The 26089-nt window shown below is 68.8% G+C and carries 28 protein-coding genes; 15 read left to right on the top strand and 13 right to left on the bottom strand.

Annotation, left to right across the window (positions count from 1 at the left end):
• Positions 1–5: 5 nt before the first annotated feature.
• Both G582_RS15175 and leuS read right to left on the bottom strand, forming a co-directional pair.
• Positions 6–512 (bottom strand): LPS-assembly lipoprotein LptE, encoded by a 507-nt coding sequence (locus tag G582_RS15175; RefSeq protein WP_038052534.1) that lies wholly within the window; start codon positions 510–512, stop codon positions 6–8.
• A gap of 141 nt (positions 513–653) precedes the next feature.
• On the bottom strand, positions 654–3386 hold the full coding sequence (gene leuS, locus G582_RS0102630) for a leucine--tRNA ligase (protein WP_038052528.1): 2733 nt from the start codon (positions 3384–3386) through the stop codon (positions 654–656).
• A 95-nt stretch (positions 3387–3481) separates the two neighbouring features.
• Between leuS and G582_RS0102625 the strand changes: the two genes are divergently transcribed.
• Positions 3482–4777: a metal-dependent hydrolase family protein gene (locus G582_RS0102625; RefSeq protein ID WP_028838505.1), complete on the top strand. Its 1296-nt coding sequence runs from the start codon at positions 3482–3484 to the stop codon at positions 4775–4777.
• The gene (locus G582_RS0102620; RefSeq protein WP_028838504.1) at positions 4774–5025 is read left to right on the top strand and encodes a SemiSWEET transporter; all 252 of its coding nucleotides are present in this window, start codon (positions 4774–4776) and stop codon (positions 5023–5025) included. The genes G582_RS0102625 and G582_RS0102620 overlap by 4 nt, the downstream gene beginning before the upstream one ends.
• Here the strand turns inward: G582_RS0102620 and G582_RS15170 are convergent.
• The 4 genes from G582_RS15170 to G582_RS0102600 form a co-directional block, all read right to left on the bottom strand.
• Entirely contained in the window at positions 4973–5605 is a 633-nt protein-coding gene (locus G582_RS15170) for a DUF998 domain-containing protein (protein WP_051246514.1), read from the bottom strand. The genes G582_RS0102620 and G582_RS15170 overlap by 53 nt on opposite strands.
• A gap of 25 nt (positions 5606–5630) precedes the next feature.
• Positions 5631–6191 (bottom strand): hypothetical protein, encoded by a 561-nt coding sequence (locus G582_RS15165; protein ID WP_051246511.1) that lies wholly within the window; start codon positions 6189–6191, stop codon positions 5631–5633.
• A 135-nt stretch (positions 6192–6326) separates the two neighbouring features.
• On the bottom strand, positions 6327–6548 hold the full coding sequence (locus G582_RS0102605) for a helix-turn-helix transcriptional regulator (protein WP_028838503.1): 222 nt from the start codon (positions 6546–6548) through the stop codon (positions 6327–6329).
• Positions 6545–7180 carry a hypothetical protein gene (locus G582_RS0102600; protein ID WP_156880219.1) on the bottom strand — a complete coding sequence of 212 codons (636 nt, stop codon included), beginning with the start codon at positions 7178–7180 and terminating at the stop codon, positions 6545–6547. Before G582_RS0102600 ends, G582_RS0102605 begins: the two co-directional genes overlap by 4 nt.
• A gap of 114 nt (positions 7181–7294) precedes the next feature.
• On the opposite strand from G582_RS0102600, the gene trxA reads away from it, so the two are divergent.
• The 3 genes from trxA (at position 7295) to G582_RS17055 (ending at position 10748) form a co-directional block, all read left to right on the top strand.
• Positions 7295–8188, top strand: coding sequence for a thioredoxin (gene trxA, locus G582_RS0102595; RefSeq protein ID WP_425476530.1), 894 nt, complete (start codon positions 7295–7297; stop codon positions 8186–8188).
• Positions 8189–8290: 102 nt separating this feature from the next.
• Positions 8291–8740 (top strand): DUF4442 domain-containing protein, encoded by a 450-nt coding sequence (locus G582_RS0102590; protein ID WP_028838500.1) that lies wholly within the window; start codon positions 8291–8293, stop codon positions 8738–8740.
• A 64-nt stretch (positions 8741–8804) separates the two neighbouring features.
• On the top strand, positions 8805–10748 hold the full coding sequence (locus G582_RS17055; RefSeq protein ID WP_169380539.1) for a serine/threonine-protein kinase: 1944 nt from the start codon (positions 8805–8807) through the stop codon (positions 10746–10748).
• 34 nt (positions 10749–10782) lie between these two features.
• Here G582_RS17055 and G582_RS15155 read toward each other — a convergent pair whose 3' ends face one another.
• Positions 10783–13077: a methyl-accepting chemotaxis protein gene (locus tag G582_RS15155; RefSeq protein ID WP_051246504.1), complete on the bottom strand. Its 2295-nt coding sequence runs from the start codon at positions 13075–13077 to the stop codon at positions 10783–10785.
• A 106-nt stretch (positions 13078–13183) separates the two neighbouring features.
• Between G582_RS15155 and G582_RS17800 the strand changes: the two genes are divergently transcribed.
• From G582_RS17800 to dxs, 4 genes are all read left to right on the top strand, one after another.
• Entirely contained in the window at positions 13184–13858 is a 675-nt protein-coding gene (locus G582_RS17800; RefSeq protein WP_038052526.1) for a DUF502 domain-containing protein, read from the top strand.
• Between the two features lie 3 nt (positions 13859–13861).
• Positions 13862–14629, top strand: a complete 768-nt coding sequence (locus tag G582_RS17795; RefSeq protein ID WP_028838498.1) for a queuosine precursor transporter — start codon at positions 13862–13864, stop codon at positions 14627–14629.
• Positions 14630–14822: 193 nt separating this feature from the next.
• The gene (locus G582_RS15150; RefSeq protein WP_156880217.1) at positions 14823–15059 is read left to right on the top strand and encodes a hypothetical protein; all 237 of its coding nucleotides are present in this window, start codon (positions 14823–14825) and stop codon (positions 15057–15059) included.
• A 109-nt stretch (positions 15060–15168) separates the two neighbouring features.
• Positions 15169–17073 carry a 1-deoxy-D-xylulose-5-phosphate synthase gene (gene dxs, locus G582_RS0102560; RefSeq protein ID WP_028838497.1) on the top strand — a complete coding sequence of 635 codons (1905 nt, stop codon included), beginning with the start codon at positions 15169–15171 and terminating at the stop codon, positions 17071–17073.
• Positions 17074–17106: 33 nt separating this feature from the next.
• Here the strand turns inward: dxs and G582_RS0102555 are convergent, their stop codons facing one another.
• The gene (locus tag G582_RS0102555) at positions 17107–18114 is read right to left on the bottom strand and encodes a TraB/GumN family protein (RefSeq protein ID WP_028838496.1); all 1008 of its coding nucleotides are present in this window, start codon (positions 18112–18114) and stop codon (positions 17107–17109) included.
• A gap of 135 nt (positions 18115–18249) precedes the next feature.
• Here G582_RS0102555 and G582_RS0102550 point away from each other — a divergent pair, with 135 nt between their 5' ends.
• Positions 18250–18639 carry a DUF488 domain-containing protein gene (locus G582_RS0102550; protein ID WP_028838495.1) on the top strand — a complete coding sequence of 130 codons (390 nt, stop codon included), beginning with the start codon at positions 18250–18252 and terminating at the stop codon, positions 18637–18639.
• Positions 18640–18651: 12 nt separating this feature from the next.
• On the opposite strand, the gene G582_RS0102545 is transcribed toward G582_RS0102550, so the two are convergent.
• From G582_RS0102545 to G582_RS0102525, 5 genes are all read right to left on the bottom strand, one after another.
• Positions 18652–19317, bottom strand: coding sequence for a DNA-3-methyladenine glycosylase family protein (locus tag G582_RS0102545; protein WP_028838494.1), 666 nt, complete (start codon positions 19315–19317; stop codon positions 18652–18654).
• A 13-nt stretch (positions 19318–19330) separates the two neighbouring features.
• The gene (locus G582_RS15145; protein WP_051246499.1) at positions 19331–19705 is read right to left on the bottom strand and encodes a DUF423 domain-containing protein; all 375 of its coding nucleotides are present in this window, start codon (positions 19703–19705) and stop codon (positions 19331–19333) included.
• Between the two features lie 91 nt (positions 19706–19796).
• A complete protein-coding gene (locus G582_RS0102535) occupies positions 19797–20858 on the bottom strand; it encodes an SRPBCC family protein (protein ID WP_028838493.1) in 1062 nt (353 codons plus the stop codon).
• Positions 20859–21029: 171 nt separating this feature from the next.
• Entirely contained in the window at positions 21030–21686 is a 657-nt protein-coding gene (locus G582_RS0102530; RefSeq protein WP_038052520.1) for a response regulator, read from the bottom strand.
• The gene (locus G582_RS0102525) at positions 21683–22873 is read right to left on the bottom strand and encodes a sensor histidine kinase (protein WP_028838491.1); all 1191 of its coding nucleotides are present in this window, start codon (positions 22871–22873) and stop codon (positions 21683–21685) included. Before G582_RS0102525 ends, G582_RS0102530 begins: the two co-directional genes overlap by 4 nt.
• A 143-nt stretch (positions 22874–23016) precedes the next feature.
• Here G582_RS0102525 and G582_RS0102520 point away from each other — a divergent pair, with 143 nt between their 5' ends.
• From G582_RS0102520 to G582_RS15140, 5 genes are read left to right on the top strand one after another with little or no spacing between them, the layout of a single operon-like run.
• Positions 23017–23634, top strand: a complete 618-nt coding sequence (locus G582_RS0102520; RefSeq protein ID WP_028838490.1) for a GNAT family N-acetyltransferase — start codon at positions 23017–23019, stop codon at positions 23632–23634.
• Positions 23631–24398, top strand: coding sequence for a septum site-determining protein MinC (gene minC / locus G582_RS0102515; protein ID WP_028838489.1), 768 nt, complete (start codon positions 23631–23633; stop codon positions 24396–24398). Before G582_RS0102520 ends, minC begins: the two co-directional genes overlap by 4 nt.
• A gap of 34 nt (positions 24399–24432) precedes the next feature.
• Positions 24433–25245 carry a septum site-determining protein MinD gene (gene minD, locus G582_RS0102510; protein WP_028838488.1) on the top strand — a complete coding sequence of 271 codons (813 nt, stop codon included), beginning with the start codon at positions 24433–24435 and terminating at the stop codon, positions 25243–25245.
• A 3-nt stretch (positions 25246–25248) separates the two neighbouring features.
• Positions 25249–25512: a cell division topological specificity factor MinE gene (minE, locus tag G582_RS0102505; protein ID WP_028838487.1), complete on the top strand. Its 264-nt coding sequence runs from the start codon at positions 25249–25251 to the stop codon at positions 25510–25512.
• Entirely contained in the window at positions 25509–26036 is a 528-nt protein-coding gene (locus G582_RS15140) for a hypothetical protein (RefSeq protein ID WP_051246541.1), read from the top strand. Before minE ends, G582_RS15140 begins: the two co-directional genes overlap by 4 nt.
• Positions 26037–26089 lie beyond the last annotated feature (53 nt).

The following is a 26089-nucleotide window of genomic DNA, read 5'->3' as shown; positions in this document are numbered from 1 at the left end:
CGGCGTTACTGCGCGGCCGGCTTGGAAGCGGCGTCGACGCGACGCAGGATCGCCGCCGCCATGTCGCGGCGCAGCTCGCGGACCAGCATCTCGCGCTCGCTGGCCTTGCCGATGGAATCCACCGCCGGGGCCAGGTAATCGCGCGACAGCTCCACCGCCTGCTGCGGAACTGCGGTGCTGCCATCGGCACGGCGCAGGCTGAACACCACCGCGTAGCGCAGCGCGTATTCCTGAGCGCGCCCGGACTGGTCGTTGCTGATCGGGGTGTCGGCCCACTGCTCGGAAATCACCTGCAGGGTGGCGACCCCTTCGCTGGCCTCCGCGGGCGCCGCCTGCGCGCCTGCGCGCTGCAGGCCTTCGGCCAGCAGATCGCCCAGCGGGCTGTAGCGGTCGGCCGCCAGCACCCGCACCGGGCCCAAGTCGGCCGGCAGGTTGAGGGCGTTGCGCAGGTGAAAGCCGCAGCCGGACAACAGCGCGGCGGACAGGGCGAGGATGGCGAGGCGGGATTTCATGCTCGGAGTGTATCGCGCTTCATTCCCGGCCCCGCGTCGGGGAGCGATTCGCACGCAGCGCGAAGGGGGAGTGGAAGCCAAGGAGTGGGGCCCACCGTTTCGGAAGCGAAACGGCGGGGGTATGCGCCAGCCTGGCGCGGTTCACACCACGATATTGACGATCTTGTCCGGGACCACGATCACCTTCTTCGGCGCCTGCCCGGCCACGAACGCGGCCACGTTCGGCTCCGCCAGCGCGGCGGCCTCGATCGCCTCGCGCGGGGTATCTACGCCGACCTCGATCGTGCCGCGCAGCTTGCCGTTGACCTGCACCGCCAGCGTGACCGCATCGCGCACCAGCGCAGCCGCATCCGGTTTCGGGAACGGCACGTCCTCCAGCAGCGTCTCCGGATGGCCGAGCACCTGCCACAGCGCATGGCTGATGTGCGGGGTGATCGGATTCAGCAACAGGACGATGGCTTCGAACGCCTCGTGGCGCACTGCGCGCCCCTGCTCGCTCATGTCGTTGAACTTGCCGATCGCGTTCATCAGCTCCATCAGCGCGGCGATGGCGGTGTTGAAGGCGTGCCGGCGCGCGTAGTCGTCGCCGACCTTGGCGATGGCCTCGTGCACCTGCCGGCGCAGCGCCTTCTGCGGTGCGTCCAATGCGGCGGGGTCGACCGCCGGGTGGTCCGGCTGGGCGGCATGTGCGTGCACGTCGCGCCACAGCCGGCGCAGGAATCGCGCCATGCCTTCCACGCCGGCATCGCTCCATTCAAGCGACAAGTCGGGCGGCGCGGCGAACATCGAGAACAGGCGCACGGTGTCGGCACCGTAGCGGTCCACCAGCAGCTGCGGATCGACGCCGTTGTTCTTCGACTTCGACATCTTCTCGGTGCCGCCGATCTGCACCGGCTGGCCGTCCGCGGCCAGCGTGGCGCCGGTGATGCGGCCCTTGTCATCGCGCTGCAGTTCCACGTCGGCCGGGTTGATCCACTCCTTGCCGCCGTTGTCCTGCTCGCGGAAGAAGGTGTCGGCGATGACCATACCCTGGGTGAGCAGGCGGGTGGCCGGCTCGTCGCTGTGCACCAGCCCGGCGTCGCGCAGGAGCTTGTGATAGAAGCGGAAATACATCAGGTGCAGGATCGCGTGCTCGATGCCGCCGATGTACTGGTCCACCGGCAGCCAGTAGTTGGCGCGCTCGTCCACCATGTCGGCGGCACCCGGCGAGGTATAGCGGGCGTAGTACCAGCTCGACTCCATGAAGGTGTCGAAGGTGTCGGTTTCGCGCTCGGCGGCGCCACCGCACTGCGGACAGGTGGTCTTGCGCCACTCGGGGTCGGACTTGATCGGAGAATGCACGTCGCCCGATGCGAAGGCATCGGCCACGTCCTCGGGCAGCACCACCGGCAGCTGGTCTTCCGGCACCGGCACCACCCCGCAGCCGGGGCAATGGATGACCGGGATCGGGCAACCCCAGTAGCGCTGGCGCGAGACGCCCCAGTCGCGCAGGCGGAAGTTGACCCGCCGGGTGCCGGTCCCGGCCAGCTCGAACTTCACCGCCAGCGCCTCGAACGCGGTGTCGAAGTCCATGCCGTTGAACTCGCCGGAGTTGATCAGCCAGCCGCGTTCGGTGTGGGCGCCCTCTTCCTCGATCCGGCGCAGGTATTCGCGCACCATTGCCACTGCGGCATCGATCTCGTAGACGTCCACCGGCGCATGGCCACCCAGCGCCACCGCCATCGGGTCGTCGTGTTCCTTCAGGTGCGACGACATTTCCTCCAGCGCGTCGCGGGTCGCCGCATCGACGATCACCGGCTTGACCGGCAGGCCGTAGGCCTTGGCGAATTCCCAGTCGCGCTGGTCGTGCGCCGGCACCGCCATCACCGCGCCGGTGCCGTAGCCCATCAGCACGAAATTGGCGACGTAGATCGGAATGTCCTCGCCGGTGACCGGGTGCCGGGCCCACTGGCCGGTGGCCATGCCGCGCTTTTCCTGCGTCTCCAGCTCCGCCTCGGAGACGCCGCCCTGCTTGAGACCGGCGATGAATTCGGCCAGCTCGGGGTTGGTGCGCGCGGCCTTCTGCGCCAGCGGGTGTTCGCCGGCGATGCTGATGAAGGTCACGCCCATCAGGGTATCGGGACGCGTGGTGAACACGGTCAGCGGCCGGGTTTCGCCATCGACCGCAAAATGGATTTCCAGCCCTTGGCTGCGCCCGATCCAGTTGCGCTGCATGGTCTTGACCGAGTCCGGCCAGCCTTCCAGTTTGTCCAGATCGTCCAGCAGCTCCTGCGCGTAGTCGGTGATGCGCAGGAACCACTGCGGGATCTCGCGCTTTTCCACCAGCGCGCCGGTGCGCCAGCCGCGGCCGTCGATGACCTGCTCGTTGGCCAGCACGGTCTGGTCCACCGGGTCCCAGTTGACCACCGAATTCTTGCGGTAGGCCACGCCCTTCTTCAGCAGGCGCACGAACATGCGCTGCTCGTGGGCGTAGTAGTCCGGCTTGCAGGTGGCGAACTCGCGGCTCCAGTCGATCGCATAGCCCAGCGACCGCAGCTGCGTGCGCATGTGCTCGATGTTGGCGTAGGTCCATTTGGCCGGCGCGGTCTTGTTCTTGATCGCGGCGTTCTCGGCCGGCAGGCCGAATGCGTCCCAGCCCATCGGCTGCAGCACGTTGTGCCCGGTCATCCGCTTGTGGCGGCTGATGACATCGCCAATCGTGTAGTTGCGCACATGGCCCACGTGCAGCGCACCGGACGGATACGGCAGCATCGACAGGCAGTAGTACTTCGGCTTGCCGCCGCCCTCGCGCACCTCGAAGGCACGGGTGTTGGCCCAGAACGACTGGGCGGCGGACTCGACGGTGCGGGGATCGTAGATGGCGGGCTCGGACACGGCAGAAGGCACGGGGGAAGCGGATCACGAAGCTTACCGCAGCGCACCACGGGCCGCCCGCATGGCACTATCCGCCGACTTCCGGGAGATCCGCCATGCGCACCCGCCTCGCCCTTGCCGCCGCCCTGCTGGCCGTCCTTGCCCCCGCTGCCTCTGCCGGTGACGCCGTCCTGACCTGCGGCAGGTTGTTCGACAGCCGCAGCGGCGCGCTGCTTGGTCCGCACACGGTGGTGGTGCGCGCGGGACGCATCGCCGAGGTGGTACCCGGACGCGGCGCAGCCGCGGGCGACGCCCGCGCCATCGACCTGTCCGACCGCACCTGCCTCCCCGGCTTCACCGACCTGCACGTGCACATGGGCAGCCAGTCCAGCCCGCAAAGCTATTCCGAAGGGTTCCGGCTGGACCCGGTGGACTACGCCTATCGCTCGGTCGGCTACGCGGAAAAAACCCTGGCCGCCGGCTTCACCAGCGTCCGCGACCTCGGTGGCGAAGTTGCACTGCACCTGCGCGACGCGATCAACCAGGGCTTGGTGAGGGGTCCGCGGATCTTCGCCGCCGGCAAGTCCATCGCCACCACCGGTGGCCATGCCGACCCCACCAACGGCTGGAACGACGCGCTCTCGCACTTGGTCGGCCCGCCCGGCCCCACCGACGGCGTGGTCAATTCGGTCGACGACGCCCGCCAGGCGGTGCGCCAGCGCTACAAGGACGGCAGCGACGTCATCAAGATCACCGCCACCGGCGGCGTGCTCAGCTACGCGGCGTCCGGCGACGCGCCGCAGTTCACCGTCGACGAAGTGAAGGCGATCGTCGATACCGCGAAGGATTACGGCTACCGGGTAGCGGCGCACGCGCACGGCAAGGAGGGCATGACCCGCGCCATCCTCGGTGGCGTCACCAGCATCGAGCACGGCACCTACATGGATGAGGAGGTGATGCGGCTGATGAAGGCGCGCGGCACCTGGTACGTGCCCACCATCTACGCCGGGCGCTTCGTCGCAGAGAAGGCCAAGATCGACGGCTATTTCCCCGACGTCGTCCGGCCCAAGGCGGCGCGGATCGGCGCGCTGATCCAGGACACCGCGGGCAAGGCGTACCGCAACGGGGTGAAGATCGCCTTCGGCACCGACATGGGCGTGGGCCCGCACGGGGACAACGCGCGCGAGTTCCTGTACATGGTCGAGGCTGGCATCCCCGCCGCGCAGGCGCTGCAGGCCGCCACCATCCGCGCCGCCGAGGTGCTGGGCGTGGACGACCAGGGCGTGCTGGCGCCCGGCAAGCGCGCCGACATCGTCGCCCTGCCCGGCGACCCGCTGGCCGACATCGGCAACGTGCTGAAGGTGGATTTCGTGATGAAGGACGGCGTCGTCCACCGCGAGCCCGCGCGATGAACCTGGAATGGCTGGGTTACCTGGCCGCCACCTGCACCACGCTGTCGTTCGTGCCGCAGGCGGTGAAGACCATCCGCACCCGCGACACCTCCGGCATCTCGCTGGGGATGTACGTGGTGTTCACCTTCGGCATCGTCTGCTGGTTTGGCTACGGGATCTTCCTCGACTCGTGGCCGATGATCGCCTCTAACGCGGTCACCTTCGTGCTGGCGGCAACGATTCTTGCGCTGAAACTGAAACACGGCTGAGCACCAGCGCCGCCAGCAGCCACCAGCCCAGCCACAGCGCGAACGCCAGCCGCTGCGCCAGCCCCACCCACGCATCCACCGGTGCCAGCACCGCCAGCAGCGGCACCAGCAGGCCGGCGGCAAGACAGGCAACGGCAAACCCGGCGCCGCGCCGCGCGCCCAGCGCCAGCAGCAGCATCGCCGGCACGAACGCGATCCACCACAGCATCCACATCAGCGCATGCAGCCGCATCGCGTGCTCGTCCTGTCCGCTGGCATCCAGCGGCAGCGCACCCTGCAGCCCGAACGCCAGCGCCGACAGCTGCGCCAGGGTCAGCCCGATCCGCGCCGCCCAGCCCCGCTTGGCCAGTGAAGGCCGCAGCGCCTGCGAAGCCAGCAGCAGTGCGATCCCCGGCAGCAGGAACGCGCCCGCGTTGAACAGCATCGCTCCCGGCAGGCCACTGGCACCGCGCAGCGCTACCGGGTGGATGCGGTGCGAATACTCCGGCAGGCCGACGGCGGCCAGCAGCAGCGCGAGGGTAAACGACAGCGCCGCAAGCGCCGCCAGGACCGCGCCGCGCCGGGTTTTCTCAATGGTCACCGCGACTCCGGTCCACGGCTGAAGATTACTTGCTGGCCCAGCCGGTCGCCCCACCCACCGCGGTGGGCTGATTGTCCTGCAGGTACTGCAAGGTCATGCTCGCGACGCGGATCAGCATGCTGTTGTCCGCGGCACCGAACGTCCACGCGCCGGCCATGCCTTTCGCGTGCTGATAAAACTCCGGCTCCGCGATGACCGTTCCCGTCGCTTGGTCGGTCATTTTCACCTTCACCAGCACCTGCGAGCTTCCGGCAAGCGCGCCAGCCCAGAATCGCGCGCCCTTGCCGATGAACCGGATCTTCTCGATGCGCGGCTCGATGATCAAAGTACGTACCGGCTCGTGAGCCGCCGGCCGCGCATTCTGTTCCTGAAGCCAGTTACCGACCCGCTCGTCCAGGTTCCGCTGGAACGAGGCCAACGCCGCCTTGTTGGCGTCGTGATTGGAATATTCCGTAGCCAGCGCCGCCGGCCTCAGCTCGTAGCGATCGAAAGCGACTAGCGCTTCTGATGGCGGCGGATTGGTGGCGCCTGTCGCGCTGATCACGTCCTTGCCGTGCGCCGCCGAGAAGGCGAAAGCCAGCAGCATGGCAAGTATCGATTTCCAAACGTGCATTTCATCCCCTTGAGTACGTGTTGACGGCCCTCCGTCGCCGTGGCGACCCTAACAGATGCGGTGTCCGGCAGGAATCCGGCGGCAGCCTTTGGGGCTGGCATGCCGCGGCTACTTCTTGGCCCCGTTCCATTGGAAGACCTCTTCAATCCGCACGCCCAGCGCATCGGCAATGCGAAACGCCAGCTCCAGCGATGGCGCGTAGCGGCCTGCCTCCAGCGCGATGATGGTCTGGCGGGTGACGCCGCAGGCATCGGCCAACGCCTGCTGGGTCATTTCACCCCGCGCGAAGCGCAGTCGGCGGATGTCGTTGGCAACCGCGGTGCCGCTCATTGTCGGTCGCGCCAATACAGCACCGCGGCCACCAGCTGTTCCACCCACAGCCCGGCCAGCAGCGCCAGCATCAGCATCTGCGCGATGAAGGGGTAACTGAATTCACGCAGGCGCTCGGTCTCGGAGAACCCCAGCAGCAGCGCGATCGCGACCACCCCGCCAGCGGCGGCGCAGCGGGCCCACTGGCCGGCGACCAGCTCAATCCGTGCATCGCGTTCATCGGCCTGCACGCGCCCCGCCCAGCGTTGCTTCAGCACCTGCGCCAGCACCAGCCAGGCCACGAACAGGGTGCCGATGGACTTGCCGGCCGCGCCGGCATCCGGATTGCGGTGGATCGGCAGCTGCGGCAGTAGCAGCTCCGCCTTGAGTATGAGGGCGACGATCAGCGCGCTGGCAAAGGCCACGCCGACCCAGGCCTGCCATTCGCCGGGCGCCACCTGGACTTCTTCGTCGCTTGCCGGAGTCGCGTGTAGCTGCGCCACCGAGAACCAGACCGCAGCCACGAACAGGAACATCCCCAGCCACCCCAATGGCAGCGGCAGGTCGCGGTATTCACCGGTGAAGAACAGGGCCAGGCCGACGCCGGCCAACAACAGCCAGGTGACAAAGCCGGATCGGGGAGAGAGGCGCATTGATGTCATCTCCAGCGGACTAAATGTAATGCAGACATTACATTCGTCGCTTCGCATGTCAACTATTTTTTACATCGGCTTGCGATTGCGGCCTTCGTCGCCATCTACTGGGCCATGTCCCTTAGCGACCTCGCCATGAACCAGACCGCCAGCCCGAACGTGTTCGACGCCACCGCCGCCCAGTTCGAGGAGGATGTGATCCGCCGGTCGATGCAGACCCCCGTGCTGGTGGATTTCTGGGCCGAATGGTGCGGCCCGTGCAAGACGCTGGGGCCGCTGCTGGAGAAGCTGGCCGCCGATTATCACGGCGCTTTCGTGTTGGCCAAGGTCGACGTGGACAAGCAGCAGGAACTGGCCGCGGCGTTCCAGATCCGCTCGGTGCCCACGGTCATGCTGGTCAAGGACGGGCAGCTGGTGGACGGTTTTCCCGGCGCGCTGCCGGAAGGCCAGCTGCGCGAATTCCTCAAGCACCATGGCATCGAGCCCGCAGCCGCCCCCGCCGAAGAGCAGGCCCCGGCCGAAGCCGCGCCGCTCGACCCGCACCAGGAAGTCGTGCGCCTGCGCAAGGCGGTGGAAGCCGAGCCGGACAAGGAAGAACACAAGCTCGACCTCGCCCTGGCCCTGCTGCAGACCGGCTCGGCCAGCGAAGCCGAGCAGCTGCTGGACCGGTTGCCGGCCAACCTGGCCACCGACGACCGCGCCATCAAGGCACGCGCCAAGCTGGGTTTCGCCGCCCTGCTGGTCGACGCGCCCCCCGCGGAAGTGCTGCAAGCCGCGATCGCCGCCGAACCGGGCGACCTGCGCGCGCGCCATCTGCTGGGCGTGCGCCAGCTGGTGGCTGGCGATGCCGAGGCCGGGCTGGCCCAGTTCATCGAAATCCTGCGCCGCGATCGCAAGTACGGCGACGACCTGGCCCGCAAATCGCTGATCGACGCCTTCCGCGTGCTCGACGACGACGAGCTGGTGGGCCGCTACCGCAGGCAGATGTCGGCGCTGCTGCTGGTCTGACCCCCGCTTGCGCAGGCCCGCGCCAGCAGCGGGGGCGGCCGCACACGCAACAGTACGGCCGCGTATGGGATGATGCCCCCTCCTCCCGCGATCCGCGTCACCATGCGAGCCAGCCTGTTCCGCCACGGCCTCAACCTGTGGCCGCCCTACCTGCTTGCCGGCATCCACCTGACCCACCTGTCCGACGACTACCGCCGCGCCCGGGTGGAACTGCGGATGCGGCCGTGGAACCGCAACTACGTGGGTACCCACTTCGGCGGCAGCCTGTTCGCGATGACCGACCCGTTCTGGATGCTGATGGTCCTGCACCACCTCGGCCGCGACCACTTCGTGTGGGACAAGGCGGGCGAGATCGAATTCGTGAAGCCCGGCCGCGGCGTGGTGCAGGCCAACTTCGCGCTCGACGACGCGGTGCTCGGGGAGCTGCGCGACGCCGCCGCCGGCGGCGGCAAGGTACTGCGCTGGTTCGACAACGACATCGTGGATGCCGGCGGCGAGGTGGTCGCGCGCACCCGCAAGCAGTTGTACGTCCGCCGCAAGCCGGCGCGCTGATCGTTCCATCCATCACCACGCCCGTCGTATGCTCGGCGCTGCACCCGGGCAAGCGAACTGCAACGTGACCGACAAGACCTATCCCAGCATCGACGGCTACCGCATCTTGCGGGTGATCGGCCACGGCGGCATGTCCACCGTTTACCTGGCCGAGCAGGCCTCGCTGGATCGCAAGGTGGCGCTGAAGGTGATGCTGGCCGACGCACTGGCCGACGAGGTCAGCCGCGCGCGCTTCGAGAACGAGGCCCGCACCATCGCCCGGCTGGAACATCCCAACATCGTCGGCATCTACGAGGTCGGGCGCACCGGCGACGGCCTGCCGTTCTACTCGATGCCCTATCTTTCGCGCGGCCACCTGGCCCAACGCCGGCTGGCCGGCGACCAGCCGAAGGTGGCGGCGATCCTGCGCAGCCTGCTGGACGCGCTGGACTACGCGCACGTGCGCGGCGTGGTGCACCGCGACGTGAAGGCCGAGAACGTGCTGTTCGACGACGCCGACCGGCCGATGCTGGCCGACTTCGGCATCGCCCTGCGCCGCGGCAGCAACCCGCGCCTGACCAGCGCCGGGCTGGCCGTCGGCAGCACCGCCTACATGCCACCGGAGCAGGCGCGCGGGCAGGACGTGGACCGCCGCGCGGACATCTACAGCATCGGCGTGCTCATCTGGGAAATGCTGGTGGGCCAATTGCCCTACAACGCCGGCGATGCACTGACCATGGCACTCAAGCACGTGCAGGAACCGGTGCCACGGCTGCCGGCCGCGCTGAAGCACTGGCAACCGCTGATCGACAAGGCCATGGCTAAGCAACCTGACCAGCGCTACGCCAGCGCCAACGACATGCTGCAGGCGCTCGACGCACTCGAGCGGCGCAGCGGCAGGGCCTTCGGCGCGGTCGAAGTCCCGCCCGCGGCACTGGCGGAACCGCAAGCCGCGGCGGCCGGGTCGCGTTGGCTGCTTGCCGGGATCGGCGGCATGGCAGCGCTGGCGCTCGCCATGGCCTACTTCTCCCTGCGCGAATCGCCCTCACCCGCGGCGACCAACGCCCAGGCCGCGGATGCGCCCGCGGCAATCGACCTGCCGGCACCGACCGAAGGCGCGGTGACCGGGCTGGGCGACCCGCTGGCAACCGGCGGCAGCGTTGCCGCCTTCGTCGCCAATGCCGAGCAGCAGCTGCGCAACGGCGCGCTGCTTTCGCCCGCCAATGCCAACGCCTGGGACAGCATCGAGGCGGCCTGGCGCACCAATCCGACCGATCCCGATACCCTGCGGCTGACCGCGGAACTGTTCGACGCACTGGGCAATGCCGCCGAGCGCGCACTGCTGGGCGGCGACAGCGCCAGCGCGCGGGCGGCATTCCAGCGTGCGCAGCAGCTCGATGCGCGCCGCGGCGGCACCGGCGCCTCGATCGCCCTGCTGCGCAAGCGCCTCGATGCCGCGCTGGAGCGACGCTTGACCACGCTGCTGGCCAAACCCGCCACCCGCGGCAGCGCCGCCACCCTGCTGGCAGAAACCGGCTGGCTGGGGCTGGATGCCGCGCGCCAGCGGGCACTGCAGGCGCGGGTGGGGCCGGCGCCCATCAAGGCAGTCGCCGTGACCGCCCGAGCCGCGCAGTCGCAGGCGGCCAGCGTGGAGATCCTGACGGTCAGCCGCTCCGACTACGCCCGCTTCGCCAGCGCCACCGGCCGCGCCGCGGCGAACTGCGGCAAGGGCTTCTTCGGCCGCAAGCTGCGGTGGAACAACACCGGCAACGACCGCAAGCCGATCGCCTGCGTTTCCGCCGCCGATGCGCTGGCCTACGCCGCCTGGCTGGGCGCGCAGGACGGCCATCGCTACCGCCTGCCCAGTGCCGGCGAGCTGCGCGCCCAGCCGGCCGCCGCGGTGGGCGGCTGGCTGACCCTGTGCGCCGACCGCGACTGCGGCAGCCGCATGGTCGGCGGCAAGGCGCAGCCGCTGGACGCCTCGCGCGGCTATGCCGACGTCGGCATCCGTCTGGCCAAGATGGACTGAGGCGCCTGGCGCCTCCGGCGGGCCGGCATCGCCGTCACGCCACCAACCGGAAGCGCGACATCTGTTCCGAGAGGGCTTGCGCCTGGTCCGCCATGGACCGCGCCGCCGCGCTGGCCTGCTCCACCAGCGCCGCGTTCTGCTGGGTGGAATTGTCCAGTTCCGTGACCGCCTGGTTGACGACCCCGATGCCAGACGTCTGCTCGTCGTTGGCGGAGCTGATTTCGGCCACCAGCCTGGAGACCTTGCCGACCTCGCTGACCAGCTTCCCGATCGCTTCGCCGGCCTGCCTGACCTGCACGGAGCCCTGGTCCACGGCCAGCACGGAGGTCTCGATCAGCATCTTGATTTCCTTGGCCGAGGTTGCCGAACGCTGCGCCAGCGCCCGCACCTCGCCCGCCACCACCGCGAAGCCGCGCCCCTGTTCGCCGGCGCGCGCCGCCTCCACCGCCGCGTTCAGCGCCAGGATGTTGGTCTGGAAGGCGATGCCGTCGATCACCCCGATGATCTCCTCGATCCTGTGCGAGGCGTCGGTGATCCGCCGCATCGTACTGACTGCCTCCGTCGCCACCTCCCCGCCGTCCTGGGCGATGGTGGAGGCCTGTTCCGCCAGCCGCCGCGCATCGCGCACGCGCTCCGCGTTGTGCTGCACGGTGGAGGTCAATTCCTCCATCGAGGACGCGGTTTCCTCCAGGCTGGCCGCCTGCAGCTCGGTCCGCCTGGAAAGATCGTCGTTGCCGGAGGAAATCTCGGATGCCGCGGCGTTGATCGCCACCACCGCGTCCTGGATCTGCCCCACCATCTCGGTCAGGCGTTCCACGGTCTCGTTGGCGTTGGCGGCCATTTCGCCGAACGTTCCCTGCAGGCGTGCGTCCACGCGGTGCGTCAGGTCGCCTTCGGCCAGCGAATGCAGCACCTGGCGGATGCCCACCAACGCGCGCTGGGTGTTGTCCACCATGGCGTTGACGCTGCGGGAAATGGTCAGGTGGAAGTCCTGCTTACCCTGCTCGACGATGCGGCAATCCAGGTCTCCCGCCGCGGCGCGCGCCACCACTTGCTCGATTTCGCGTTCGATCAGCAGTTCGCCGGTGCGGTCGCGCCATTCGGTGATGTAGCCCAGCACCTTGCCCTGTTCGCTGCGTACCGCGGTCACGGTGGTGTCGAAGGTCAGCGCCCCCAGTTCGACGGTTTCGGCGTGCACTGTGGTCAGCCCGCCCAGCAGGACCCGCCGCCGCGCCGGCTCCGGGTGGAATTCCTCCAGGTAGGTCCCGACCGTGCGCTCCGCCCGGAACTCCGGCAGCGTCTGCGCGATCGCCGCTTCCGCCCGCCCCAGCATGGCCTGCATCGCGCGGTTGGCGAACACCACCTTGCGATTGGAATCGGCCACCATGATGTTGGCGGTCGCGGACGCCATCGCCTCGCGGGTCATCGCCCGCTCGCGGCGCAGGTCCTCGACCTGGAAGCCCAGCCGGGTCTGCATCGACTTGATGCCCTGCAGGATGCCGCCGACCTCGTCGCTGCGCGAGGTGTCGATGTGGCCGGTGAACACGTCGCCGGCGATCTCGCGCAGCGCGCGGCGGGCGTCGTTGCAGCGGCCCACCACGTCGCGCGAGAGCCAGCGGGCCGAATACAGGGTGAAGCCGAGACTGGCGACCACCAGCAGCCACCCGGTCACGTCGTGCGCGCCCGCGCGCAACAGCAGCAGCGCCGCCAGCACCGGGCCGAACAGGGCGAACAGGTACAGGCGCGTGGTCAGCGACAGCTTCCACAGCGGGTTCAGCCGCTCCGCCAGCGGCACCTGCCGCACGCGGCCGTTGCGGATCACCACGTCCTTCAGCTGGCCGGTACGCAGCTGCGCATAGACGCGCTCGGCCTCGGCCACCTGCGCGCGCGACGGCTTGCGCCGCACCGACATGTAGCCGGTGACCTTGCCTGCCTCGTCGAGGATCGGGGTGACATGCGCGTCCACCCAGTAGTGGTCGCCGTTCTTGCAGCGGTTCTTGACCAGACCCCCCCACGGCCGGCCGGCCTGGATGTGCGTCCACAGGTCGGCGAATGCCCCCGCCGGCATGTCCGGATGGCGGATGACGTTGTGCTGGGAGCCGATCAGCTCGTTCTCGTGGTAGCCGCTGATCTCGCAGAAGTATTCGTTGATGTAGGTGATGATGCCGCGCAGATCGGTGCAGGAAACGATCAGTTCCCCGTCCCGGAACGGCTCCTCCCGGCCGGTGACCGGCTGCTCCAGCAGCGCCTTGCGGGACAGAGTGGCGCTGACGCGCCGCGGCGGGGAAGGAGCAGGCACCACGGTTTCGACATCGGGAGACGCAACCATCAACCTGCTCCTGGGTGATTTTTCGGCAAATGCGGGATAAGTCCTGGGGAATAACGGCAGCCGCGGCGCCGACTTTATGCCCCCCCCGCCCCCCTAGAATGTGCGCATGTCCGCATCTCCTTCGCTCGGCCTGCGCCTGCAGCGCCTGTTCCTGACCGGTCTGCTGACCCTGCTGCCGCTGTGGCTGACCTGGGTGGTGGTGAAATTCGTGTTCGTGCTGCTGGGCGACCTCAGCAAGCCGCTGATCGAGCCCGGCCTTGCCGGCATCGCCGCGGGCAACCCCCGGACCTTCGGCTGGCTGGTGGAACCGTGGGTGCAGAACGCGATCGCGCTGGTCGCCACGGTGGGCTTCATCCTGCTGGCCGGCTGGCTGGCGCGGCGGGTGGTGGGGCAACGGCTGCTGCGCTGGTTCGAGGCGCTGGTGGCGCGCATCCCGCTGGCCAGCACCATCTACGGCAGCGCGCGCAAGCTGCTGGACATCCTGCAGACCAAGCCGGATGGCACCCAGCGGGTGGTGCTGATCGACTTCCCGCACAACGAGATGAAGACGCTGGGCTTCGTCACCCGCGTCATGCGCGAGATTGGCACGGGCCGCGAGCTGGCGGCGGTGTACGTGCCGACCACGCCCAATCCGACCTCGGGCTATCTTGAAATCGTGCCGATGGAAAAGATCACGCCCACCGACTGGACCGTGGACCAGGCCATGAGCTTCATCATCAGCGGCGGCGCGGTGGCCCCGGACACCATCCCGTTCGCGCCGCCCCCGGCCAAGTCGCCCTGAAGCATGCGCCTGCTGGACGATCGCGCGACCCGGCTGTTCGCAGCGCTGGCGGCGTTCTTCTGTGCCAACGCGGTGCTGGCCGAGTTCATCGGGGTCAAGATCTTCGCGCTGGAAGGCACGCTGGGGATCGCGCCGCTGCAGTGGAAGCTGTTCGGGCAGGGCGGCACGCTGGACTTCACCGCCGGCACGGTGGTCTGGCCGATCGTGTTCATCATGACCGACACGGTCAACGAGTACTTCGGCAAGCGCGGCGTGCGCATGGTCAGCTGGCTGGCCGCGGGGCTGGTGGCCTACGGCTTCGGGTTCGCGTACATCGCCATCCGGCTGGCGCCGGCCGGCTGGTGGGTCGGGGCGGCGCAAGGACAGGGCGTGCCCGACTACCAGGCGGCCTACGCGGCGGTGTTCGGCCAGGGCATGTGGATCATGGTCGGCTCGCTGGTCGCCTTCCTGGTCGGCCAGCTGATCGACATCGACGTCTTCCATCAGATCCGTCGCCGCACCGGCGAGCGCCACGCCTGGCTGCGCGCCACCGGCTCCACCGCGGTGTCGCAGCTGGTGGACAGCTTCGTGGTGCTGTACATCGCCTTCGTCCTCGGCCCGCAGCGTTGGCCCACCTCGCTGTTCCTGGCGGTGGGCTCGCTGAACTACGCCTACAAGATGCTCGCGGCCATCGCGCTGATCCCGCTGCTCTACCTCGCCCGCGCCGGCATCCACCGCTATCTGGGCCATGCGCGCGCCGCGCAGCTGCGCGCGCAGGCCGCGCAGGCCTGACGTCGGCCCCTCATCCCTGCGGGCGGGGCTTCACCCAGCGCCGGCGCTCGCGGTCGCGGCCGAAACCCTTCCTGCCCAGAACCTTCGATTTCGCGCGCCCTTCGGCTGATCCCGGTCAAGGCAGCGACGACAGCGCCTGCCGATCATGGCGGCACCGCGCACAGCGCGTCCCGCCATCTTCTGGAGTTTCCTCATGCTGTTCGACGTCCTGGGCCTCGTTGACGAAGCCACTGCCCGCTCCATCGCCTTCGCCGTGCACGCGCTGGACCCGCAGGCCAAGATCACCGCCAACATCGGCCGCGGCCGCCTGCTGGTGGAAAGCGGCCTGAAGGAAAACGACATCAGCGATGCCCTGCGCGCCGCCGGCTTCCCCGCCACGCTGGCGCCCGAGCACGCCGAAGGCACCACCTGCTGCGGCAGCTGCGGCTGATTGCGCGCGCCCCGCCGGATGCGCGCCGGGGCCCGCGACCGCGGGCCCCGTGCGTTCCGGACCCGGCCTTCACATTGCCCGCACCCCGCCGCAGCGCGACAATAGGCGGATGATCGATGCGTCCCGCTATCCCCTGTTGTCGAAAATCGACAACCCCGCCGACCTGCGCCAACTGCCGGAAGCCGACATTCGCGCAGTGGCCGACGAGCTGCGCGCGTTCCTGATCGAATCGGTAGGCAAGTCCGGCGGGCATTTCGGCGCGGGCTTGGGCGTGGTGGAGCTGACCACCGTCCTGCATTACCTGTACGACACGCCGCACGATCGCATCGTCTGGGACGTGGGCCACCAGTGCTACCCGCACAAGATCCTCACCGGCCGCCGCGACCGCATCCACACGGTCAAGCAGAAGGACGGCGTGGCGCCGTTCCCCAAGCGCGAGGAAAGCGAATACGACACTTTCGGCGTCGGCCACTCCTCGACCTCGATCTCGGCCGCGCTGGGCATGGCCATCGCCAATGCGCGCGCCGGCATCGACCGCCGGATCGTGGCGGTGATCGGCGATGGCGCGATGACCGCGGGCATGGCCTGGGAAGCACTCGGCCACGCCGGCGGCATGGACGAGGAACCGGACATCCTGGTGATCCTCAACGACAACCGCATGTCGATCAGCGAGGCGGTGGGCGGGCTGACCAAGATGCTCGGGCGCATGTCCGGCAACCGCACCCTCAACGCCATTCGCGAAGGCGGCAAGAAGCTGCTGGGCGACAAGCGCAACCCGCCGGCGCGCTTCGTCAAGCGCTGGGAAGAACACTGGAAGGGCATGTTCGTGCCGTCCACCCTGTTCGAACAGATGGGCTTCCATTACACCGGCCCGATCGACGGCCACGACACCGACGCCCTGCTGCAGACCCTGAAGACGCTGAAGGGCCTGCGCGGCCCGCAGCTGCTGCACGTCATCACCACCAAGGGCAAGGGCTACGAATTGGCCGAAGGCGACCAGATCGGCTACCACGCGGTCAGCCCGTTCGACCCCACCATCGGTGTGGTCGGCAAGCCCGCGGCGAAGAAGCCCACCTACACCGACGTGTTCGGCGACTGGCTCTGCGACATGGCAGCAAGCGATCCCAAGCTGCTCGGCATCACCCCGGCGATGCGCGAAGGCTCGGGCCTGGTGCGTTTCAGCCAAGAGTATCCGGACCGCTATTTCGACGTCGCCATCGCGGAGCAGCACGCGGTGACGCTGGCCGCGGGCATGGCCTGCGAAGGTGCCAAACCCGTCGTGGCGATCTACTCCACCTTCCTGCAGCGCGGCTACGATCAACTGGTGCACGACGTCGCCATCCAGAACCTGGACGTGCTGTTCGCCATCGACCGCGGCGGCGTGGTCGGCCCGGACGGCGCCACCCATGCCGGCAACCTCGACCTCAGCTACCTGCGCTGCGTGCCGAACATGCTGGTGATGGCGCCGGCCGACGAAAACGAATGCCGACAGATGCTCTCCACCGGCCACCATCACCCCGGCCCTGCCGCGGTGCGCTACCCGCGCGGCAGCGGCCCCGGCTTGGCGGTGCAACCGAGTCTGGACATGCTGCCGATCGGCAAGGCGCAGCTGCGCCGCAGCGGTGCGCGGATCGCCCTGCTCGCATTCGGTGCGCTGGTGCCGGCAGCGCAGCAGGTGGGCGAGGAACTTGGCCTCACCGTGGTCAACATGCGCTTCGTCAAACCGCTGGACCGCGCGCTGATCCTTGAACTTGCGAACAGCCACGAAGGCTTCGTTACCCTTGAAGACAACGTGGTGGCAGGCGGGGCCGGCAGCGGCGTGGCCGAACTGCTGGCCGCCGAAGGCATGGGCCTGCCGATCCTGCACCTCGGCCTGCCCGATGCCTTCCAGCACCACGCCAGCCGCGAAGACCTGCTGGCCGAAGCCGGGCTGGACGCGGCCGGCATCCGCGCGGCGGTGCTGAAGCGCTGGCCGGATCTGCTGCAGGCGCCGCGCGCGCAGGCTGCATCCTGACTGCGCAACGCGGCCGCATCCGCCAGCCTGGGCTCACTCGTCCGGCGCGATCACCGTATAGCCCTTGGCTTGCAGCGCGGCCAGATAGCCATCCGTGCCCAGCATGTCGCTGAGCGCCAGCGTGGCGAAGCTCACCGTATTGCGTTCCAGCGCCGCTTCGGCTGCCACCAGCCATTTGGCGCGCAGCTTGCGCTGTGCATCGCCGTAGCCCAGCCGCTTGCCGATGCCGGCTTCGGTGATCGCATTGCTGCACGCCTCCCACCGGTAAGCCGGCGGCAGCGCGCGCAGCGCGGCGACATCGCCGGTGGCCCAGGCATTGGCGCGGGCGCGCATGGCGTCGAGGTCGGTCTCGATATGGGTCATGGTGCTGTCGAAGCAGGCCAGATCGTCCAGCGTCGTCTTCGACCATTCCTTGAGCAGCGGCTTGGGATCCTTGATGACGATGGTTTCCTTCACCACCGTGACCGTGGGGCTGTGCGCCTTGATCGCCTCAGCGACCACCGGCCAGGCCAGGTCGTGGGTGTCCAAGCCGCTTTTCTTCATCGCCGCCGAGTACAACTCCTGCGCGGCGAACAGCGGGCGGCGCTTCTCCACGCCACCGTCGCTGCCGATGTAGCGCGCCTTCAGCGTCTGCCAGCGCGCATAGGAAGCAGGCGACACCACCTGTTGCAGTTTCCTGTCATCGGGATTGTTGCGCGCGCCCAGCAGCTTGGGCATCAGCAGCAAGCCCCTGAAAAAGCCCACGTCAGCATCGATCTGCACGCCGCGCATGCGGATCACTTCCTGCGCTTGCGCCAGCACCTGCTGCAGCTGCGCGGACTGCCACTGCATCTTCATCGGCAGCGGCCGCAGCGTGCCGAGGACGTAGAGGTCGTGGCTGCCCTTGCGCACCAGCCACAGGCCGGGGCCCGGCTGCTCGCCCTCCACCACCACGGTGGCCTCGGTGCGGATGCCGTCTGCCGGCGGCGCGGCCTGCTGCGCCTGCAGCGGCATCGACATGAAGCCCAGCGTCAACGCCGCCGCCAACATCGTCTTTCGCATCCATTCGCTCCATCGACTGCCGGAAAGCAAATTGTGACGCCTATCACTGGAAAAAGTTCAACCGCGGGCTGAATCCGCGGCGGCCATGCAAACGCTGCGCTACCCTCGATGGCGGCCACTGCCGAGGAACCCCGCATGTCCGTTCGCATCGTCCGCCTCGGCACCCCGCGACTGCCTGCGGAAGGACTGCGGATCGGCACCGTGCGGCGGCCGCCGCGCGGCGTGCCGAAGTCCGAATTCGCCAAGCGCGACTTCTACGACGTCTGGCTGCCCACCGTGGCGCCCAGCCAGGCGGCGATGGACATTGCCCATGCCGCCGTCACCGCCAAGGATTGGGCCAATTTCTTCAGGCATTACCGCAGCGAGATGAAGCGTCCCGATGCCGCGCATGCCATCGCGCTGCTTGCGGCACTGTCGCAGGGCACGGATTTCAGCGTGGGCTGCTACTGCGAGGACGAGGCGCATTGCCATCGCCACGAACTGCGCAGGCTGCTGCAGGAAGCCGGTGCCAAGGTCGTCGCCTGACCGCCGTGGCGCTCAGTCCTGCGAACGCGCAACTGCCTGTTTCGCGCCCGCGGCGGCATCGGCGATCCGCCACAGGTAGAAGCTGGCGTAGCTGCGGTACGGTCTCCAGGCTTCGCCGCGCGCCGCCAGCTGCTTCGGCGTCGGCATCGCGTCCAGCTTGTCCACCGCCTGCGCGCCCTTGCGGATGCCGAGGTCGTCGATCGGCAGCACGTCGGGACGGCCGAGCCGGAACATCAGCATCATCTCCACGGTCCAGCGGCCGATCCCGCGGATCGGCACCAGCGCGGCGACGATGTCGTCGTCGCTCATCGCCGCCATCCGCCGCAGGCTGGGGATTTCATCCGCTTCCTCGCGCCGCGCCAGGTCGCGCAGGGCGAGCAGCTTGTTGCCGGACACGCCGCAACCGCGCAGCGCGGCATCGTCGATGCGCGCCAGCGTGTCGCAGTGGAAGCGGTCGCTGCCGATCGCGGTCTCGACGCGGCCGACGATGGTCGCCGCCGCCTTGCCGCTGAGCTGCTGGTAGAGGATGGCGCGGGCCAGCGCATCGACCGGGTCGAAGGGCTTGCGCCACTGCGGATTGGCCGCGATCGGCTCCAGCCGACGCATCCACGCGCCCAGCTTGCGATCGCGTTTGCACAGATGCGCGAACGCCGCTTCCACATCGAATCCACGCGCCATGATCCCGTCCCCCTCAGCCTCGCAACCGGTCGTAGGCGTGCAACAGCCAGCCGCTGATCATCAGCGCGCCGCCAAACGGCGCCAGCGTCGGCGCCAGCCCCAGCACCACCACCGCCAACAGGCTGCCGCAGAACAGGAACACCCCGCCCAGCAGCATGGCCAATGCCAGCAACCCAGTGGGCCGTTGCGCCAGGGGCGCCAGCGCAGTCAGGGCCATGCCGTGGGCGAAGGCGAACACCGCCGCCTGCAGCAAGCGCGGCTGCGCTTCCGGGGCGGCTGCATGCATGGCGTAGGCCGACAGTGCCACCGCCAGCGCGGCAAGCAGGCTGCCGATGGCGGCGAGGTAGCGCCGGTAGACGACGAAGGCGGGGGCGCCGTGGCTGTTCATGCGTGCATTCTGCCTGCAGGGGGCGGCACAAATGCAAACGCCGCGTCAGGACGCGGCGTTTGCGGGTATCGCGATGGCTTGCGCGATGCGCTTACTTCACCGGCCAGTAGACGTCGAACTGGCCGTTCTCGGTGAAGGCCCCCGCCACGCCGGACTTGTAGTCCTCGAAGGCGCGGTCCTTCACTTCGTGGCCGTGGGTCGCAGCCCAGGCGCGCAGCGCGTTGCGGACGTTCTCCAGCTCCGCCATGTAGCCGGTGTACGAAGCCACCACGGCCTTCGCCGCCGGGCTCTGCACGTGCTGCACGGGGCCCTGGGTGGCGACGCTGGCGATGGCGCTGCCGTCCTTCTTGCGGACCGGCTGGACCACGTCGAAGGTGTAGGTTTCGCGGCCCAGGTCGGTGGTGACGATGCGCAGCGGGCCAACCGCTTCAAGGCCGTTGGCGTCGATCACGCGCTTGATCCACTCGCTGTTGGAGGTCATCGACGCCTGGATCTGCGCGTTGCCACGCTCGACCGCACCCGCGCTGACGACCAGCAGGTCTTCGGCCGGACGATCGACCACCTTCGGGGTGGTCATCTTGCTGTCCTTGATCGCGTAGTCGACGTTCGGCACCGCGGCCAGCATGTTGACCAGGCGGGTCAGGCCCATCTTCATGTCGTCGCCCACGTGGCGGGTGACGTACATGCCGGCGTAGCGGCCGATCAGGTTCCAGCCGTAATCGACGTCGTAGGTCTGGGTAATCTCGACGTTGCGGTTGTTGCGGCCAGTCGGCTTGAAGGTGAACGCGGTGCGCTTGTTGCTGCCGCGCTCCTCGTTCTCGATCGCGAACGCGATCTTTTCGCGCGGCACGCTCTCGACGATCTTCCACGAGCCAGTGCCCACGCCCTTCTTTTCCGACACGTAGTCGAGCTGGGCACCCTCGCCCTCCTCGGGACCGGACAGGGTGACCTGCATGCGCGGGTCGCGCAGCACCACCGTGTTCCAGTCCTTGAAGCGACGGAAGCTGTTGAGGGTATCGAACACGATGGTGAGCTTGCGGTTGGTTTCGATCTTCTCCACCAGGTGGCGCGAAGACGGCAATGCGATGCCGACCACCAGGTACAGCGCCACGACGATTGCGAGCGAAATCAGGATCTCGAGCAAACGAGTCATTCAGGAATCTCCGGGAAAGGCCGCCAGCGGCCTTGAGCCGCACAGACCGGCCATCCTAACAAACTGCAGCCATCGGCGGCGAGGGGATGGAGGCGAAAAAACGCGACGGCGGCCACCAATCCGGACAGCGCCGCCCGCGCCTGACGCGGGCGGGCACCGGGCGGGCGCCGGTCAGACCAGCTGCAGCTCGAACGCCTTGAGCACCGCACGGGTGCGGTCGCGCACGCCCAGCTTGCTGAGGATGTTGGATACGTGGTTCTTGATGGTGCCCTCGGCCACGCCCAGCGAATTGGCGATCTCCTTGTTGGAAAAGCCCGAGGCCATCAGCCGCAGGATCTCGGTCTCGCGATCGGTCAGCGGGTCCGGGCGATCGAGGCTGACGAACTCGTTGCGCATGTGCTCCAGCCCCGACAGCAGGCGCTGGGTCACCGCCGGCTGCACCAGCGAGCCGCCGCCGGCCACGGCCTGGATGGCACTCACCAGCTGCTCCAGCGACACGTCCTTGAGCAGGTAGCCCTTGGCGCCGGCCTTGATTCCCGCCAGCACCAGCGCGTCGTCGTCGAACGTGGTGAGGATGATGGTGGGCGGCAGGGTGCCGGCGCGCCCCATCGCCTGCAGCGCCTCCAGCCCGGACATCGCCGGCATCCGCATGTCCATCAGCACCACGTCTGGCTTCACTTCCGGGATGCGCTCCACCGCTTGGCGGCCGTCGGAGGCTTCCGCCACCACTTCGATCCCTTCAGCCAGGGCGAGCAGCGAACGGATGCCCTGGCGCACCAGGGTCTGGTCGTCCACCAGGAACACGCTGATCGGGGTGGGTCGGGTCATGCGATGACTCCTTCGGGAAGGCGGGTGGCCGCATTCGGCGCCACCGGCAGGGTAATGGTGAGCTGGAAACCCTGGCCGCGGCGAGTCTCGATGTCCAGGCGGCCGCCGTGCTGGCGCAGGCGTTCACCGAGGCCGCGCAGGCCGTTGCCCGGCAGCACCTGGTCGCTGCCACGGCCATCGTCGCGCACCTGCAGGACGATATTGTGCCCCTCCCGCCGCGCCGCCAGCCACAACCGGCTGGCACCGGCATGCCGCACCGCATTGGTGATGGCTTCCTGCGCGCAGCGCAGCAGCACATGCGCGCGCTCCGGGTCGTCGACGGTGAGTGGTTGTTCGATGTCCGTTTCGATGGCGAGCTTGGGCACGTTCTCGGCCAACGGACGCAGCGCCGCGCCCAGATCGATCGCGCCGCCCTCGCGCAGCTGGCTCACCGCCTCGCGCACGTCGGTCAGCAGCAGCCGGGCCAGGGTGTGGGCCTGCTGCACGTGCTCGCGGACGCGGCCTTCGGACAGGTGGCCGGCCACTTCCAGGTTCAGGCTGAGGGCGGTGAGGTGGTGGCCCAGCAGGTCGTGCAGTTCGCGCGAGATGCGGGTGCGTTCGTTGACCCGCGCACTGTCCGCCAGCAGGGCGCGGGTGGCGCGCAGCTCCGCATTGAGGCGGCGCTGGTCCTCGCGCGCCTGCGCCTGCTGCAGGGCGACCAGGCTGACCACGAACACGAAGCCGGAAAAACCCGCGTACAGCATTGATTGCATCAGCGCTTCCATCGGCGGGAAGCCCAGCCAGCGGATGAACACCGGCGCCACCGCCAGCTGGCTGACCAGCAGCCAGGCCACCCCCAGCGGAAGCGGCAGCAGCCACGGGAACACGCAGGCCGCCACCATCAGCAGCACGCTGCCCATGCCGGTGCCGCTGAAATAACTGACCCCCAGCGCGGCCGCGGTCAGCACCAGCAGCAGCAGGTAATCGGCGGCGCTGCGCCGGCGCCCGCCCAGGTTGCGGGTCAGCCAGACGTAGCCGGCGCCGAAGGCGACATAGGCCACCCAGCCCTGCCAGGGCATGGCCAGGTTGTCGCCGCTGGCGACCTGCGGCGGCCGCAGCCAGAAATACAGCAGCGGCAGGCCGACCATCGCCCAGGTGAACAGGCCGGCATAGCGCAACAAGCGGGTGTGGGGGATTCGCGCGAACATGGCGTCTTATACCGCCTTGCGCCCCGCCCCGCCCTGCATCGAAGGTCATGGCGCGCGCCCCCGGCGGCGCATGCGATAATCGCCTGTGGCCCGCACCGCGGACCACGCGCAGCAGCCACCGGAGTTTCAAGGAGTTCCAAGGAATGTCGATCGCCATCCGCGACGTGCGCGAGCACGAGCTGGATTCCGTCCTGGCCCTCAACAACGCGGCAGGTCCTGCGATCCTTCCCCTGGACTCGGGCCGCCTGCGCCAGCTGTTCGACCGCGCCGAATATTTCCGCGTTGCGGAGCGCGACGGCGCCATGGCCGGCTTCCTGATCGGCTTCGGCGCGCATGCGCAGCACGACAGCGTCAATTTCGCCTGGTTCCGCGAGCGCTACCCGGATTTCTTCTACATCGACCGCGTGGTGGTGGCCAGCCGCCGCCGCGGCGGTGGCGTCGGCCGTGCGCTGTACGCCGACGTGCAGAGCTATGCCGAGCTGCGCTATCCGCATCTGGCCTGTGAGGTGTTCCTCGAACACGGCGCCGACCACGCCCTGCTGTTCCACGGCAGCTTCGGCTTCCGCGAAGTCGGCCAGAACGTGATGCCCTCAGCCGAAGGCCCCGGCCACGACCTGCGCGCGGCGATGCTGATGAAGTTCCTGTGCAGCTATCAGTGGGTGCGCGACACCTACGGCGACGCCCTGCCCGACGAGCCCTGGCTGCAGCGCCCGCGCAGCCACGTCGCCGCCGCGCTGCCGGCGCACGGAGCCTGCGCATGAGTGCGCAGACCGATTACGCACAGGCCGGCGAACTGAAATTCGGCCAGGTCGGCATCGCCAACCTGCGCGTGCGCAGCCTCGACCCGGCGCAGCTGGCCGCGGAGATGGCCGAACGCGTGCAGCGCGCGCCCAACCTGTTCGCGCGCGCCGCGGTGGTGCTGGATTTCGGCGGCCTGAGCAAGGCGCCCGGCATCGACGAGGCGCGCGCGCTGGTGGACGGCCTGCGCGCGGCCGGCGTGCTACCGGTGGCGCTGGCCTACGGCACCAAGGAAATCGATGCGCTTTCGCAGCAGCTGGGCCTGCCGCTGCTGGCCAAGTTCCGAGCCCAGTACGAACGTGCCGACGATGCGCCGGTTCCGGCGCGCGCCCCGGAACCGCTCCGCGCGGCCGAGCCGTCGCCTGCCCCCGCCGCCCCGGCGGCCGCCAGCGCGTCCGCACCCGGCCTGATCCAGGCCACGCCGGTGCGCTCCGGCCAGCAGGTCTACGCCGAACAGCGCGACCTGACCGTGCTGGCACCCGTCGGCGCTGGCGCGGAAGTGCTTGCCGATGGCAGCATCCACATCTACGGTGCACTGCGCGGCCGCGCCTTGGCCGGCGCGCGCGGCAACGAAGGCGCCCGGATCTTCTGCCGCGAGTTCCATGCCGAACTCGTCGCGGTGGCCGGGCACTACAAGGTGATGGAAGACATCCCCGCCGCGCTGCACGGCAAGGCCGTGCAGGTGTGGCTGGAAAACGGACAACTCAAGCTTGCGGCGCTCGACTGAATGCCGCTCCCACAGCATCACGGAGGAAGCCAACTTGGCTGAGATCATCGTAATCACCTCGGGCAAGGGCGGCGTCGGCAAGACCACCACCAGCGCCAGCATCGCCACCGGGCTGGCCCGTCGCGGCAAGAAAGTCGCGGTCATCGACTTCGACGTCGGCCTGCGCAACCTCGACCTGATCATGGGCTGCGAGCGCCGGGTGGTGTACGACTTCGTCAACGTCATCCACGGCGAGGCCACCCTCAAGCAGGCGCTGATCAAGGACAAGCGCTTCGACAACCTGTACGTGCTGGCCGCCAGCCAGACCCGCGACAAGGATGCGCTGAGCAAGGAAGGGGTGGAGAAGGTGCTGAAGGACCTGTCCGCCGAAGGCTTCGACTACGTCATCTGCGACAGCCCCGCCGGCATCGAGAAGGGCGCGTTCCTGGCGATGTATTACGCCGACAAGGCGATCGTGGTGGTGAACCCGGAAGTCTCCAGCGTGCGCGACTCCGACCGCGTGCTGGGCCTGCTGGCCTCCAAGACCCATCGCGCCGAGCGCAGCGATGGCGAGGTGGCTGCGCACCTGCTGCTGACCCGCTACAGCCCGGTGCGGGTGGAGAGCGGCGAGATGCTGTCGATCAACGACGTCGAAGAAGTGCTGGGCCTGAAGACGATCGGCGTGATCCCCGAATCGGGCGACGTGCTGAACGCGTCCAACAAGGGCGAGCCGGTGATCATGGACGGCGAATCCATCGCCGGACAGGCCTACGACGACGCGGTGGCGCGGCTGCTGGGCGAAGAACGCCCGCTGCGCTTCACCACGGTGGAAAAGAAAGGCTTCTTCAGCAAGCTGTTCGGGGGTTGAGGCATGGCTATTTTCGATTTCCTCAAGCCCAAGAAGAACACCGCCTCGGTCGCCAAGAACCGCCTGCAGATCATCATCGCGCAGGAGCGCAGCTCGGCCGGCGCGCCGGACTACCTGCCGCTGATGCGCCGCGAGATCCTGGAAGTGATCCGCAAGTACGTGAACGTGGACACCGACGCGGTCAAGGTGGACGTGGTCAAGGACGGCGAGCACGACGTGCTGGACATCTCGGTGTCGCTGCCGGAACGCGGCGCTTCGCCGGCCTGAAAACGGCCCGTCCGCCCGCCGTGGAAACCCCGCCGGTGCTGACTCTGGCCGAGATCGGCTTCGATGCACCGCGCGCGCTGCTGGCCCGCTACGGGCTGGCGCTTGCGCGCGTGGCCGATGGCGCGCCCATTCCCGGCAGCTACTGGGGCGATGCCGAGGCCGGCATCATCGGCAGCAGCGTGTACGCACGCGCCGATACCCCCGTGCATTCGCTGCTGCACGAGGCCGGCCACCTGATCGTGCTGCCGCCGGAACGGCGCGAAGGCGTGCATACCAACGCCACCGATTCGGTGCCGGAAGAAGACGCGGTCTGCGTGCTGCAGGGCCTGCTGGGCGATGCCCTGCCCGGGGTCGGCCGCCAGCGGGTCTGGGCCGACATGGACAGCTGGGGCTACACCTTCCGACTTGGCTCCGCCCGCGCCTATGTCGAACACGACGCCGCCGACGCCTGGCGCTGGCTGCGCGAGCACGGCCTGGTGGATGCCAAGGGCGCACTCACGCAGACTGGCCCCAGCCACGCCTGAGCCGGCCCGCTTGCCCGCACGCGGCATCGCGGTCTAGCCTTGCCGCTTCCCGC

Origin of the sequence: Thermomonas fusca DSM 15424 (assembly GCF_000423885.1) — a bacterium.
GTDB lineage: Bacteria > Pseudomonadota > Gammaproteobacteria > Xanthomonadales > Xanthomonadaceae > Thermomonas > Thermomonas fusca.
The sequence above is the reverse complement of the archived record's forward strand: the minus strand, read 5'-3'. Positions and strand labels throughout refer to the sequence as shown.

Bases quoted from the DNA above. Each gene is read 5' to 3' on its own strand.
- G582_RS15175 (WP_038052534.1), bottom strand. From the start codon at position 512: ATGAAATCCCGCCTCGCCATCCTCGCCCTGTCCGCCGCGCTGTTGTCC.
- G582_RS0102625 (WP_028838505.1), top strand. From the start codon at position 3,482: ATGCGCACCCGCCTCGCCCTTGCCGCCGCCCTGCTGGCCGTCCTTGCC.
- G582_RS0102620 (WP_028838504.1), top strand. From the start codon at position 4,774: ATGAACCTGGAATGGCTGGGTTACCTGGCCGCCACCTGCACCACGCTG.
- G582_RS15165 (WP_051246511.1), bottom strand. From the start codon at position 6,191: ATGCTGCTGGCTTTCGCCTTCTCGGCGGCGCACGGCAAGGACGTGATC.
- G582_RS0102605 (WP_028838503.1), bottom strand. From the start codon at position 6,548: ATGAGCGGCACCGCGGTTGCCAACGACATCCGCCGACTGCGCTTCGCG.
- G582_RS0102600 (WP_156880219.1), bottom strand. From the start codon at position 7,180: ATGCGCCTCTCTCCCCGATCCGGCTTTGTCACCTGGCTGTTGTTGGCC.
- trxA (WP_425476530.1), top strand. From the start codon at position 7,295: ATGTCCCTTAGCGACCTCGCCATGAACCAGACCGCCAGCCCGAACGTG.
- G582_RS0102590 (WP_028838500.1), top strand. From the start codon at position 8,291: ATGCGAGCCAGCCTGTTCCGCCACGGCCTCAACCTGTGGCCGCCCTAC.
- G582_RS15155 (WP_051246504.1), bottom strand. From the start codon at position 13,077: ATGGTTGCGTCTCCCGATGTCGAAACCGTGGTGCCTGCTCCTTCCCCG.
- G582_RS17800 (WP_038052526.1), top strand. From the start codon at position 13,184: ATGTCCGCATCTCCTTCGCTCGGCCTGCGCCTGCAGCGCCTGTTCCTG.
- G582_RS17795 (WP_028838498.1), top strand. From the start codon at position 13,862: ATGCGCCTGCTGGACGATCGCGCGACCCGGCTGTTCGCAGCGCTGGCG.
- G582_RS15150 (WP_156880217.1), top strand. From the start codon at position 14,823: ATGCTGTTCGACGTCCTGGGCCTCGTTGACGAAGCCACTGCCCGCTCC.
- dxs (WP_028838497.1), top strand. From the start codon at position 15,169: ATGATCGATGCGTCCCGCTATCCCCTGTTGTCGAAAATCGACAACCCC.
- G582_RS0102555 (WP_028838496.1), bottom strand. From the start codon at position 18,114: ATGCGAAAGACGATGTTGGCGGCGGCGTTGACGCTGGGCTTCATGTCG.
- G582_RS0102550 (WP_028838495.1), top strand. From the start codon at position 18,250: ATGTCCGTTCGCATCGTCCGCCTCGGCACCCCGCGACTGCCTGCGGAA.
- G582_RS0102545 (WP_028838494.1), bottom strand. From the start codon at position 19,317: ATGGCGCGTGGATTCGATGTGGAAGCGGCGTTCGCGCATCTGTGCAAA.
- G582_RS15145 (WP_051246499.1), bottom strand. From the start codon at position 19,705: ATGAACAGCCACGGCGCCCCCGCCTTCGTCGTCTACCGGCGCTACCTC.
- G582_RS0102535 (WP_028838493.1), bottom strand. From the start codon at position 20,858: ATGACTCGTTTGCTCGAGATCCTGATTTCGCTCGCAATCGTCGTGGCG.
- G582_RS0102530 (WP_038052520.1), bottom strand. From the start codon at position 21,686: ATGACCCGACCCACCCCGATCAGCGTGTTCCTGGTGGACGACCAGACC.
- G582_RS0102525 (WP_028838491.1), bottom strand. From the start codon at position 22,873: ATGTTCGCGCGAATCCCCCACACCCGCTTGTTGCGCTATGCCGGCCTG.
- G582_RS0102520 (WP_028838490.1), top strand. From the start codon at position 23,017: ATGTCGATCGCCATCCGCGACGTGCGCGAGCACGAGCTGGATTCCGTC.
- minC (WP_028838489.1), top strand. From the start codon at position 23,631: ATGAGTGCGCAGACCGATTACGCACAGGCCGGCGAACTGAAATTCGGC.
- minE (WP_028838487.1), top strand. From the start codon at position 25,249: ATGGCTATTTTCGATTTCCTCAAGCCCAAGAAGAACACCGCCTCGGTC.